This is a genomic window from Synechococcus sp. R5-15 (genome assembly GCF_047462035.1).
Taxonomy (GTDB): domain Bacteria; phylum Cyanobacteriota; class Cyanobacteriia; order Thermostichales; family Thermostichaceae; genus Thermostichus.
In genome coordinates, this window is record NZ_JANSIK010000029.1 from 1 (window position 1) to 11958 (window position 11958).

The window sequence follows — 11958 nt, forward strand, 5'->3', positions numbered from 1 at the left end:
GGCTTGCCAACTGCAGGGCTACCGAAAGCCCGCCCTGTACTGCGAAGCAGTCAGGGTCGGGTAGTTTACGATGTGTTGACCCCAGACCGGCTCCCTTGGTTGGTTTAGCCGTTTTTCATTGCGGAGGTCATGATGGTCGAGGTTTTGGAAAGAGAAAAATTGGCCGAGGCACCTGCTGATAGTTCTCCGGCAGCTTCTCGAAAAATTTGGACTGACGAAGAGTTTATGGCTTTACCGGAGGATGGCAATCGCTATGAGGTTGTGAATGGAGAACTGGTTACTGTGGGCTCGGCAGGCGCAAAGCATGGGTACTACGTAAGTTTGATTCATATCATTCTAGGCTCGTACGTTCGCAGTCAAAGGATTGGATTTACCTTCGATTCCGATACTTCCTTCAAAATGAAATCCGGTAATCGCCGCTCTCCGGATTGTTCTTTTTTTTCCAAAGAACGACTACAATCTCTGGGCGGGATCCCAAGGGGTTATATTGAGGGATCCCCAGACTTGGCTGTAGAAGTTCTCTCCGATGCCAACACCGTTGGAGAGATCCATGATAGGCTCGTTGAGTATTTTGAGAATGGATCCCGGCTGGTCTGGATCATTCATCCTGAAGAGAAATACGTTCTGGTCTATCGCCGGCCTGAGCCTGAAGCATTGAAGAAACCCGGCGACATCCTGGAAGGTGGAGAGGTGATCCCTGGATTTGCGCTGGATTTATCAGAGTTTTTTGCCGAGCCGGAGTTGTAGTTTTTCACCAACGCAATGTACGGATAAGACGCCTTCAGCACCTAGGGAAGAGCAGCCCTGTTAAACTAGTCTCAACAGTGGGATCCCATTTCATGGCACCGGTCTATCCGCAGGTTCTGGAGCGCAATCCCAAACGGCTGCGCATTGCCCTACAACGGTTCACTTCCCAGCAACTGGCTTGGCGGGCGGCAGCAGGCTTGGTGCTGCTGATTGTGGGATCCCAACTGTGGGCCCGTTCGCCGCTGTGGGGGTTGGTGGCTGTGGGGATGGGCTTGTGGATTGGGATCCCTTGGGGGCTAGGCCAGATCTTGAGCCTAGATCGAGAGAGGCAGGTGGTGACCCTGACCCACCTGCGTGGCCCTTGGGGGATTTGGCGGCAGCAGGTGTTTTCCTATCCCTTGGCTCAGTTGCAAGGAGTGCGGCTGCATCGAGTGGGTCAGGAAGTTTTGGATAACCAAGCTCAAGAGAGTTTTCAGGTCCAAAGCCAAGTGCGGCTGCAGTTTCACAGCGATCCTTCTAAACCGGAGCTGAACGAGGAGGTCATCGCCTGCTTTAGCAGCCAAGTCGGCATCAAAGGGGACGAACCAGAAGCTTTCGTGCTCTCTCAGCGGCTGGTGCGCTGGATTCAGAACTATCTATCCGAACACTCAGGAAACCTAAGAAACAACTCTTCACCCTGAAAGCCCCCTTTTCGAGGATACTGCCCCACCGTTCCAGTGGACTCAAACTTTGCTCTCCTTTTCGGGGAGATGGGGAATTGTTGGCACAGTGCTTGATCCTGGGTTAGAAATGCTACCGAAAAGCAGCGTACTCCTTGACACTTTCTAAACTTAACTTAATCGACAACCTTCATGAGCGCCTCCTGGGATCTGGTCAACCTGCTTACCTTACTCAACTGGAACACTCTGCCCGGATGGCTTTGGCTGCTCCTTTGGGGATCCTCACTGGCCGTGGTGATGTACTGGCAAAAGCGCTGGCTGCAGCGGGATCAGGTGGGTTTTCCCGATGTCATCATGCTGGCGCGTGCAGATACGACGGTGGTGGAATGTAACGAAGCTTGCCAGAAAATCTTGGGGGATTGGCGGGGCAGGCGCTGGATCGACGTGCTGCCGGCAGAAGAGCAGGAGCAGGCGCAGCAAAAGATAGCCCACCTTACCCCTCAGCAGCCCACCTTTACCCGGATTAGCAGAGTGGCGGATGCAGCGGGGCAGGTGCGGTGGTTTGAGTGGATCAACCAAGGCATTTTTGACCGGCGGGGCCGCTTGCAGTTTATTCGCGGCGTGGGCCGAGACATTACCGAGAAGAAACAGTTGGAAGAAAACCTGCGGCTGCGGGAGGCCCAACTGCGCACCTTGTTGGATGCCCTGCCATTGGCGGTGTGGGCCAGGGATCCCCAGGGAGTGCTGATTTTGCAAAATGCCACTGACCGCGCCTGGTTTGGCGATCTGCTGGGCACTTCTTTGGAGGCAGTGGCTCAAGAACACGGGGACTGGCAAGAGTATGTCGCCCGCGCCCTTCGAGGGGAAGTTGTCAAGTACGAGAGGAAAGAGCTCGTTCAGGGAGAAGAGCGCTATACCTATTCCGTAGTCGTGCCCCTGAGAGAGCAATCGGAAGGGCGGGGGGTTCTCGGCGTTAGCCTAGACATCACCGAGCTAAAGCGCCTGCAACAAGAGCTAGCAGAGCAGCAGGAGCGCTTTCGCGCCTTTATTAACAACAGCCATGACGTCTTGTGCCGGATCGATGCCCAAGGTTTGCTATACATCCTAAATCCCCCAGTTGTTGAGAAAATTTTGGGTCGTGTCCCCAATTCGGGAGAAGCCCTGCCTTTGGATTGGGTTCACCCTGAGGATCGGCAGGTCGTTGCTGATGCTCTTGAGCAACTCAAGGCTCGACCTGGCGAGACACTCAGCTTTATTTACCGGGCCCAACACGCCGATGGCCAGTGGGTGTGGCTGGAGAGCTTCTGCACCAATCTTTTGGAGGATCCCTCTGTGCAAGGGATCGTTTCCAGTACCCGCGATATCACCCAACAAAAGCAGGTGGAACTGGCTTTGCGAGAGAGCGAAGCCCGCTTCCGAGAAATTGCAGAGGCTGTACCGGTGGTTTTCTTTGTGTATTCTGCAGACTTGAGCCAGTCTCTCTACAAAAGCCCCCAAAGCGAGAAGATCTGGGGTTACACAGCAGAAGAGTTTCGCCGCAAGCCAGATCTCTGGAAAGACAGGATCCATCCCGAAGATCTGCCAAGGGTACTGCAGGCGGCCGCCCGAGCCACTCAAGAAACCCAGCAGATCACCTACCGCATTTTCCATCGGGATGGCAGGCTGCGCTGGCTGCGTACTTCTTGCCGACCCATCTTGAACGAACAGCAAGAGGTTATCCGTATTGTTGGCATTACCGAAGATATTACGGAGCAGAAAGAAGCAGAGCTGGCTCTACAAGAAAGCGAAGCTCGGCTTAGGGCTATTCTGGATGGGATCCCTTTTTCTATCTTTCTCAAAGATCTGGAAGGGCGCTATCTTCATGTAAACAAGACTTATCTACAACAGAGAGGCTGCAAGGCAGAAGAGCTCATTGGAAAGTTGGATAGTGAGCTGTTCGCATCAGAAGAGGCTCTAGAATTTCGAGATCAGGATCAAAAAGTCCTGCAATCTCCGCATCCTGTCAGCTACGAGCGAACCTTTTTCCGCGATGGCAAGAGATTGACCCAGTGGGTCACCAAGTTTGCCCTGCGGGATCAGCAAGGGGATCCCTATGCCGTTTGCGGTGTTGTTGTGGACATCACCCCCCTCAAAGAAGCTCAAGAAGTGCTTCGGCAAGAGGCAGAGCGGGAGCGACTGTTGGGGGCCTTATTGCGGCGGATCCGCCAAGCTTTGGACTTGCAAACCCTCTTGGAAACAACGGTTGCGGAAGTGCGAGAGTTTCTCCAGGTAGATCGGGTGATGATCTATCAGTTGCAGGAAGGTGTAGGGGGGTTTGTAGCTGCTGAGTCGGTGGCGGATCCCTGGCCCAGCCACTTGGGCCGCCGGGTGTGGGATGCTTGCCTTCGCCAGGATCCTTGCTACCGCAAGTACCAAGAGGGCTTTGTGCAAGCCATAGCCAACGTGGCGACGGCCAATTTGGATCCTTGCTATCGGGAGCTCTTGGAATCTTTCCAGGCCCAAGCCAACTTGGTGATCCCAATTCGGCGGGGAGAGGATCTCTGGGGCCTTCTGGTGGCACAGCACTGCCAATCCAGCCGCCCTTGGCAAGAGTGGGAAATCCGGCTTTTACAAGAGCTGAGCGATCAATTAGCCATCGCGTTGCAACAGGCCCAGTTATATGAACAACTGCAAGCCCTCAATCAAACCTTGGAAGAAAAGGTTCGGCAACGCACCTCTGAGTTGCAGCGATCCCTGCAATTTGAGGCCCTGCTGAAACGCATCACTGACCGGGTGCGCGACTCTCTGGATGAAGCTGAAATTCTCAACACCGCTCTGCGCGAGCTGGGAGAAAACCTAAATGCAGATGGCTGCGATATTGGCCTTTACAACGCCGATCTCACCCTTTCCACCATCAGCTACGAGTACTGCCCCCGCTCCAATTCCTCCCTGAACATTTCCATATCCATAAAGGGTGGGCCTTACGACGATGTTCATCAACAATTGCTCGCAGGACAGCCCTGCCTTTTTTGCTTCTACTGTCCAGAAAAGACAGTGGAAAAGCGCCAGGTGGTCATGGCTTGCCCCCTGCCGGATAAAGGCCAAGTGCTAGGGGATCTGTGGATCTTTCGCTCAGCTGAGCGTTCTTTCGACCAGCAGGAGATGCAGCTTATCCAGCAGGTGGCCAATCAATGTGCTATCGGCCTAAGGCAGGCGCGCCTATTCCGAGCTGCCCAAGAGCAGGTGCAAGCCCTGGAGCGCCTTAACCGCCTCAAAGATGACTTTATCAGCACCGTCAGCCACGAGTTGCGCACTCCTCTAGCCAGCATGAAAATGGCGTTGCACATGCTGCAAGTTGCCCCTGCGAGGGAGAAGCAGGCCCAGTACCTATCCATCGCCCAGCGGGAATGCCAACGGGAGATCGAGCTGATCAATGACCTGTTGGATTTGCAGCGGCTAGAGGCAGGAGCCTATGCTTTGAATCTGCAAACGCTGACCTGGGAAGCCTTGTTGGGGGATTTGCTGTTGGCTATTGGCGAACGCGCCCGTACTAAGGGGCAAACCTTTCAAGCCAACGTGCCTCTGGAGAGCAGCATCACCACAGATCCTCTCCTTTTGGGGCGTATCCTGCGGGAGCTCCTGCACAACGCTGTGAAATACACCCCCGGCCAGGGATCCATCCGCCTAGAAGTCAGGGTTGAGGCCAACCGAACTCGCATCCAAGTCAGGAATAGCCAAGAGATCCCGGCTGAGGAACTCACCCGCATTTTCGAGCGTTTTTACCGGATCCCCAGCCATGATCCTTGGAAAGAAGGGGGCACGGGTTTAGGCTTGGCCTTGGCAAAACAGATGGTGGATCAACTGAGGGGATCCATTGAGGTCAACAGCTCTGCCGGTTGGACGACTTTTACGCTCCACCTGCCCCCTCTGCCCCAGTTTTAAAGGTTGAGCGGATCCCTGGGGACTCCTGCTTTGCGCTTGCGCTTTTCCAGGTTGGTTTCAAAGTAGCGATGGTTACGCAGATCTGGCAAGATTCCTGCCTCAGAAACTTAGCCCTTAAAGCGGCGCAGCGCCGATTTGATCCCTACCTTAGGGGTTCTCTCCCCCGGTACCTCTGCACAGCCCGTCTTATTGTAAGTTCTGTAGCAACAGATACGGAAATAGTTCCCAACACAGATGCTCATCTCGGCCAGAAGAGATAGAGGCTGAGTATTCTGAGGGTTGCTGTCGTATCCGGGATCTGGATTGGCCGCCAACCCAACCTTCTCAATCTGGTCACGCTGCCGAAGACGCGAGGCAGAGAGGATTTGTTGCAAGTAAGTTTCAATTCACAACTTTTTCTTAATAAGTGATTTCGGTTCTTGAGGATCTGGCTTACTTTGTTACCTGTAGAGTGTTCCTTGCCAAAAACCTATGAGCATTGTTGCCCAAGTCATCGCGCAGTCGGACGCGGCTGATCGCTTCCTCAGCAGTGCCGAGATCGCCAAGCTAGAGGATTTCTTCAGCAAGGGTCAAGTTCGCATCCGAGCCGCCCAAAAGTTAGCAGAGAACGAGCAAAAAATTGTCCAGGAAGGCAGCAAACGGTTTTGGGCCAAATGCCCCAACACCCCCAGCAATAAGGGCAACCCTCAAAAAACTGCCCTCTGTCAACGAGATCAAGGCTGGTATATCCGCTTGGTTAGCTATTGCATCTTGGCAGGCAACGATAAGCCGCTGGAAGATATCGGCTTGAACGGCATGCGAGAAATGTACATCTCTTTGGGCGTGCCGCTACCCAACCTGCGGGTGGCGATGAGCTGCCTAAAAGAGGTAGCTGCCGGCATTCTTTCTTCAGAGGAGATGGCTCTAGCTGCCCCCTACTTTGATCGACTGATTCGCGCTTTTTGAATCGATGAATGGATAGACAAATCGCTGCCCTCTCGCTCAGTTTTAGAGTTGAGGCGCGCTACTCCTGCCTCTGTGAGCTTGAGGTTTCGGCTGGCTTTGCGAGCTTGACCTGCAAGCTGTGAAGTTGTCTTAAGTTGCAATCCATAAGAGTTCTCACAGGCAATGCCTGAGCAAGCGGTGCAAGGACTCCGTCCCGCTAACGCGAACAGCATTTGCCCAATTGCCTCAAGAAATCAGTCCCTACTAGTGCTTAGAGGAGAAAAATCCATGAAAGATACCATCACTTCCCTGATTAACCCCGCCGATGAGAAAGGCTCTTACTTAGATGCCGCAGCTCTGGAACAATTAAATCGCTATTTCCAGAGTGGCAACATGCGCGTCAAGGCGGCCAAAACCATCAGCTCCAGCGCCAGCAGCATTATCAGCAAAACGGTTGCCAAGAGCTTGCTCTACGGGGATATTACCCTACCGGGGGGCAATATGTACCCTACTCGGCGCTACGCGGCTTGCTTGCGGGACCTGACCTATTTTCTACGCTATGCCACCTACGCCATGTTGGCTGCCGATCCCTCAATTTTGGATGAGCGCGTGTTGCAGGGTTTAAAAGAAACTTACATCACCCTCGGCGTTCCCATCGATCGCGTCATTCAGGCCCTCAATGCCATGAAAGAGGTCCTGACCGAAAGTCTCGACACAGAGGCAAGTCAAGAAATGGCCGTTTATCTTGACCATATCATTGCCGGTCTGAGCTAAACGTGCCTGTATTTTTGAGGGCTCACTGAGGAGCTATCTATGAATGCCAAAAAGATGCACCCATCGGGCTACCCCTGGTGGTCAGGTAACGCTCGATTGATGAACCTCTCTAATACTTTTATCGTGGCGCATGTGGCCCATGCGGCCTTGATCATGGCTTGGGCGGGGGGCTTTACCTTGTTTGAGCTGGCCAAGTTCTCGCCAGAGCGGCCCATGTACGAGCAAGGGCTGATTTTGCTGCCCCACTTGGCCACATTGGGGTGGGGGGTTGGCCCCGGTGGCCAGATCGTCAATACCTTTCCCTATGTGGCCATTGCCTCAATTCACCTGGTGGCTGCCGGCGTGTTGGCTGGAGGAGCCTACTTCCACCAAACCCAACTTCCCCCCAGCTTAGATATGGAATTCGGCAGGGCTGCCAAGTTTCACTTCACTTGGGATGATGCCAAAACGTTGGGAGTGATTTTGGGGCACCACCTACTGATTTTGGGCCTGGGATCCCTATTGTTGGTGGCCAAGGCGATGGTGTTCGGGGGGCTGTATGACGCCAACACCGGTCAGGTACGCCTGGTTACGGCTCCAACTTTGGACTTTGCCACCCTTTGGAACTACCGCACCCACCTGTTTGATGTCAATAATTTGGAAGACTTGGTGGGGGGCCATATCTATGTGGGAGCTCTTCTCTTGTTGGGAGGGGTGTGGCATATCCTGGTTCCGCCGTTTGAGTGGGTTAAAGCTCGCTTTCTCTTCTCAGCAGATGGGATCCTCTCCTACTCTCTATTCGGCATCGCCCTAGCCGGTTTTGCGGCTTCTTACTACTGTGGGTTTAACTCGCTGGCCTACCCGGTGGAGTTTTACGGCCCCACCCTGGAGCTGAAATCCGCCTTTACTCCTTACTACTTCGATCCAAATCAAACGGGAGCGTGGAACTACTCCTCAAGGGTTTGGCTGGCGAATGCTCACTTCTACTTAGCCTTCTTTTTTCTACAAGGATCCCTGTGGCATTTTCAGCGAGCGATGGGATTTGATGTCGGCAAGATGCTGCAGCTTTGGCAGCAGAGTCGGCAGGAAATGACCTCTCAGTCGGTGTATCAGGTTCAATTTCAGTGCCGACCTCAGCCTGACTTTGCAACTTTTTACGAGCCGCCCTTTGCAGGTCCAGAGCCTCTATCTGTATCTCCCGAGGATATCTACTGGTATCAGCCGCCAAAGGCTCCCAGCTCCAGATCTCTATCGTTGATAAACGGCGTTCGGCAAACTCTCTATGAAGTGAACTACACCCCTAGGAGGTGGATCTTCTACGAGCCCGCAAGAGAGAAGATAGCTTTCAATCGTTCTGACTTAAAGGCAGATTATGGTTCGCGCAAGTCAAGGGCTGATTTCTCGAAGTTTGCTCGATCTCTGCCCAAAGTCTTCTACGAGCCGAGCAGAGTTCAGGCTTAACCTACCTGGGATTTGAGGGGGTTTGGCCCTCAGGAGAGGTGATTACCCTGCCTGGGGGCTTTTTGCTTTGCTAGGGCTCCGCAGTGTGGGCTAAGGAAGGGAGTACCGATCTAGACTTGGCCTTGGTGAAGCAAATGGTGGATCAACTGAGGGGATCCATCGAGGTCAGCAGCGCCGCCGGCTGGACAACTTTCACGCTACATCTACTCCAATTGCTGCAATTCTAACCCCTACTCCACCACTCGCCCTCGCTTGGGGATTTGGGATACAGTACTGGTAGGGATCCTGAGGAGCTTTGCCTAAACCTATGACAACTCGCCTGGCTCCGCCTCTTACCCTTGAAGACTTCCTCAAGTTGCCTTACATAGAAGATTCTCCGGCGTGGGAGTATGTGGATGGAGTTGCCATTCAAAAACCGATACCCAAAGCCCGCCACTCCATTTTGCAAAAACACCTTGTGGCCGAGGTTGATGGCAGCACCACCGACTATACTGCCCTACCCGAATTGCGATGCACTTTTGCCGGTCGTTCCATTGTTCCCGATATTGCCGTAATTGCGTGGGATCGAATTCGCCTCAGTGAAACAGGCGAGCCAGAAGATGACTTCACCGCAGCACCCGACTGGATTATCGAAATTCTTTCGCCGGGTCAAAGGGTAAGCCGTGTAATCGATAATATCCTGCATTGCCTAAAGCACGGCAGCAAATTAGGGTGGATGGTGGATTTAGACGATTACTCTATTTTGGTATTTGCTCCTCAACAAGAGCCGGAAATTTGCCGAGGAGATCGTCAGCTTAAGGTGATCGATGGGATCCAGTTAGCATTGACTCCACAACAAATCTTTGTTCTCCAATACACTACCCCCGCCGCATGGCCGTAACCCCCGTGGGATCCAGCACCTTGCCCCGTTCCACCTCGGCATAGACCAGGTAGCGATCCCCGCAGTCCATCCAAGTTTTGACACGGCACTCCAGGTAAGCTAAGGCATCCAACAAAATGGGGCAGCCATTCTCAGCAGTGGCCGTGGCCAAGCCGGCAAAGCGATCTTCTCCGGGCCGTTGAGGTCGCTGAAAGTGCCGCTGCAAGTTGCTGCCCTTGCCTTCCCGCAAGATGTTGAGCACAAAGGGTGCCTGGGGATAGGTCAGCAATTCGGCTTCTTGTTCCTTGTTCACCGACAGGGTTAGCCCTGGTGGATTGAAGCTAGCCTGGGCCACCGACCAGGTGAGGAAGCCGCGGCGGGTCTCTCCTTGCAGGGCGGTGACTACACACAGGGATCCCACCACCCGGCTCAGGGCTTGCCCAACCCGATCCGCCTGAGTTTCGCTGCTGGTTTGGCGAGGGGCGCGGGCTCGTTTGGCTTTGCGCAGGGCCTGAGCAAACTGGGATCCCGCCTCTTGACAGGCTTCCAGGATTTCAGGGGTGGGCTTAAACTTGGCGCGGATCGTCTCAAACCCCAAGGAAAAGCCGGCATTGAGCAACTTGTTCTCGATGAGATCCACCGCTTCTCCGCTCCAGCCGTAGGAGCCAAAAACCCCGGCTAACCGGGTGGTGGGAACTGAAGAAAGGATGATGCCAAGGGCGGTTTGGATCTGCACAGGAGGATGGCCGGCCAAAGTCGGGGATCCGATAACAAACCCTTGGCAGCGCTCCAGAGCTTGGGCGATCTCCTCCGGAGTGGACCATTCGCAGTTGATCCGCTCCACCTTAACGCCGGCCCGCTCCAGCCCTTGGGCTATAGCCATGGCCATCAAGCCTGTATTTCCGTAAGCGGAAGTGTATAGGAGAGCTACCCGCTGCTCGCCGGGATCCTCTTCGCACCAAGTGTGGTAGTCCAGCCGCAAGCGCCGCAGGCTGTGGCGCACCAAGGGGCCGTGGGCAGGGGCATAGATTTGGGCGGGAAATTCTTCCAACTTGGCCAGGGCTGCCTTCACCTGGGACAATTGGTTGCGGTGCAAGCAGTCGAAGTAGTAGCGACGGTCTTCGCTGAGCTGCCGCCAATGCTCGTCAAACACCTGCTCATCGCACACATGGGCACCGAACAACTTATCGGTGTAGAGGATCCCGGTGGCCGGATCGTAGGTACAGAGGGCATCGGGGTGGCGGGGCGTGGGCACGGTGCGAAAGTGCAACTCATGCCCTTCTCCCAAATCCAGGCGATCCCCATCTCGGATGACCCGCAAACGGAAAGACTGGTCGCCATTGTAGAAAATGCCCAGATCGGCGGCTTCCTCTTCGTCGCGACTGCGGGGCAAGGGATCCATCTCTTCAAAGGCGGCCCGTAGCGTAATGGATCCTGGCTTGGAGCAGAGCACCATCGCATAGGGAGCCAGAGGCAATAGGGCCTTGAGAGTGGCAATGCGGTTAAAGTTGACGTGGCTGAGCAAAATAAAGTCCAACCGCTGCAGGTACTGGTGTTGGGCCAGCTCTTCTAAAAAGATGCTGGTGAACGATTCCCCCGGAGGATCGATGAGGAGGGTTTGGCGGGCCTGGATGAGGTAGCTATTGGCGGTGGTGCCCCGTTGCCGAGCGTATTCCAGCTCAAACTTCAGGCGATCCCAGGTGCGGGAGCGGAGAACCAGCGTGGACGGGCCGATAAGGGCAACTTGGACATCGCGGGCGGGGATCTTGCTCTCCATAGCAGCCTCCGATGCGGTATCTGTCCTCACCTTGCCACGAAACTGGAGGAATGGGGATCCCTTTTCAGAGTTTCGGGAGAACAGGGGTTGGCTTACCCAAAAGTTGGGTCTGAGGCCCCGTCCTCACAACTGCGCAAGAAGCAAGCGATTGAGGTGGGGAGTGTGTCAAGTTTTTTCAAAGTCGGCCGGGCAAAAAGGAAGAGGCTAAGATCGGCTTGTAGCGTGTTCAGGCTGCCTATGTCTGCCCGATCCAAGTCCAAAGTGGAGGCCCCTGCTAAGGGGATGGATCCCCGCCAGTTTACCGAAGCTGAGGTGGCGGCAATTGCAGAGCGGTTGGAGCGCAATGAGTATCCGACCGTCTTTGGCTGCTTGGAAGACTGGCATGCCCTTCGAGCCGTTGCCTTTTATGCTCCCCACTTAGTGGCTCCCTATGCACACCTGTTGGAGTGGGAAGTGGATGAAGATTAGGGCTGTCCTTGCAGTTCTTAAAGGGATCCCAGTGCTCAGGGCAACGAGGGGGGAGGATTTCCGTCAGAGCCTTGCCGGCGAATCAGATAGCGCACTTCTTCAAGGAGAACGTTGAACCTCTGATCCGTTTCCGCTTGCCGTTGGTTGATGGCCTGAATGGCGCGTTCGTGCTCTCGTTGTAGGGCGGTGAGGGTAACCAGAGCTTGAGTCACTTCCTCTGCCCACTCGGCAAGGTGAGCTAAGTCAGAGCGGGTCTCGCTGACAACTTGCTGTAGCTCTCGCAAGCTTTGAGCCTGAGCAGCAGCTTGTTCAGCAAATTCGGCACGGCTTTCTTGGATGGACTGACGCAGCTCCTCGATTTCCCGCAGACGGGCGGCGTTCTCCTCGGC

8 protein-coding genes and 3 pseudogenes are annotated in these 11958 nt (G+C 54.6%); 8 read left to right on the forward strand and 3 right to left on the reverse strand.

Translation table 11 applies throughout. The features are described 5' to 3' along the window. Nucleotides 1-132 precede the first annotated feature (132 nt). The 3 genes from NW839_RS02915 (at nucleotide 133) to NW839_RS02925 (ending at nucleotide 5327) form a co-directional block, all read left to right on the forward strand. Nucleotides 133-747 carry a Uma2 family endonuclease gene (locus tag NW839_RS02915; protein WP_414350202.1) on the forward strand — a complete coding sequence of 205 codons (615 nt, stop codon included), beginning with the start codon at nucleotides 133-135 and terminating at the stop codon, nucleotides 745-747. Nucleotides 748-839: 92 nt separating this feature from the next. Then, the gene (locus tag NW839_RS02920) at nucleotides 840-1427 is read left to right on the forward strand and encodes a hypothetical protein (RefSeq protein WP_414350190.1); all 588 of its coding nucleotides are present in this window, start codon (nucleotides 840-842) and stop codon (nucleotides 1425-1427) included. A gap of 171 nt (nucleotides 1428-1598) precedes the next feature. Beyond that, nucleotides 1599-5327: a PAS domain S-box protein gene (locus NW839_RS02925; RefSeq protein ID WP_414350191.1), complete on the forward strand. Its 3729-nt coding sequence runs from the start codon at nucleotides 1599-1601 to the stop codon at nucleotides 5325-5327. Here NW839_RS02925 and rpsU read toward each other — a convergent pair. Next, a pseudogene (rpsU, locus tag NW839_RS02930) lies at nucleotides 5324-5467 on the reverse strand (30S ribosomal protein S21). The gene NW839_RS02925 and the pseudogene rpsU sit on opposite strands and share 4 nt — an antisense overlap. 331 nt (nucleotides 5468-5798) lie before the next feature. On the opposite strand from rpsU, the gene apcD reads away from it, so the two are divergent. The 4 genes and pseudogenes from apcD to NW839_RS02950 all read left to right on the forward strand — a co-directional run bounded on the left by apcD (nucleotide 5799) and on the right by NW839_RS02950 (nucleotide 9345). Continuing rightward, entirely contained in the window at nucleotides 5799-6272 is a 474-nt protein-coding gene (gene apcD, locus NW839_RS02935) for an allophycocyanin subunit alpha-B (protein ID WP_099812040.1), read from the forward strand. A gap of 267 nt (nucleotides 6273-6539) precedes the next feature. Then, on the forward strand, nucleotides 6540-7025 hold the full coding sequence (locus tag NW839_RS02940) for an allophycocyanin subunit beta (protein WP_099812041.1): 486 nt from the start codon (nucleotides 6540-6542) through the stop codon (nucleotides 7023-7025). Nucleotides 7026-7064: 39 nt separating this feature from the next. Continuing rightward, nucleotides 7065-8051: pseudogene (locus NW839_RS02945) on the forward strand (chlorophyll a/b binding light-harvesting protein); the annotation flags it as partial. Between the two features lie 721 nt (nucleotides 8052-8772). Then, complete coding sequence (locus tag NW839_RS02950; protein ID WP_414350193.1) at nucleotides 8773-9345, forward strand: Uma2 family endonuclease; 573 nt, start codon at nucleotides 8773-8775, stop codon at nucleotides 9343-9345. Here NW839_RS02950 and NW839_RS02955 read toward each other — a convergent pair. Beyond that, nucleotides 9323-11101, reverse strand: a complete 1779-nt coding sequence (locus NW839_RS02955; protein WP_414350195.1) for a flavin reductase — start codon at nucleotides 11099-11101, stop codon at nucleotides 9323-9325. The genes NW839_RS02950 and NW839_RS02955 overlap by 23 nt on opposite strands. A gap of 237 nt (nucleotides 11102-11338) precedes the next feature. Here NW839_RS02955 and NW839_RS02960 point away from each other — a divergent pair, with 237 nt between their 5' ends. Then, nucleotides 11339-11569 carry a DUF2555 domain-containing protein gene (locus tag NW839_RS02960; RefSeq protein WP_414350197.1) on the forward strand — a complete coding sequence of 77 codons (231 nt, stop codon included), beginning with the start codon at nucleotides 11339-11341 and terminating at the stop codon, nucleotides 11567-11569. A gap of 35 nt (nucleotides 11570-11604) precedes the next feature. Here NW839_RS02960 and NW839_RS02965 read toward each other — a convergent pair. Next, nucleotides 11605-11958: pseudogene (locus NW839_RS02965) on the reverse strand (hypothetical protein); the annotation flags it as partial.

Bases quoted from the DNA above. Each gene is read 5' to 3' on its own strand.
- NW839_RS02940 (WP_099812041.1), top strand. From the start codon at position 6,540: ATGAAAGATACCATCACTTCCCTGATTAACCCCGCCGATGAGAAAGGC.
- NW839_RS02960 (WP_414350197.1), top strand. From the start codon at position 11,339: ATGTCTGCCCGATCCAAGTCCAAAGTGGAGGCCCCTGCTAAGGGGATG.
- NW839_RS02920 (WP_414350190.1), top strand. From the start codon at position 840: ATGGCACCGGTCTATCCGCAGGTTCTGGAGCGCAATCCCAAACGGCTG.
- NW839_RS02925 (WP_414350191.1), top strand. From the start codon at position 1,599: ATGAGCGCCTCCTGGGATCTGGTCAACCTGCTTACCTTACTCAACTGG.
- apcD (WP_099812040.1), top strand. From the start codon at position 5,799: ATGAGCATTGTTGCCCAAGTCATCGCGCAGTCGGACGCGGCTGATCGC.
- NW839_RS02950 (WP_414350193.1), top strand. From the start codon at position 8,773: ATGACAACTCGCCTGGCTCCGCCTCTTACCCTTGAAGACTTCCTCAAG.
- NW839_RS02915 (WP_414350202.1), top strand. From the start codon at position 133: ATGGTCGAGGTTTTGGAAAGAGAAAAATTGGCCGAGGCACCTGCTGAT.
- NW839_RS02955 (WP_414350195.1), bottom strand. From the start codon at position 11,101: ATGGAGAGCAAGATCCCCGCCCGCGATGTCCAAGTTGCCCTTATCGGC.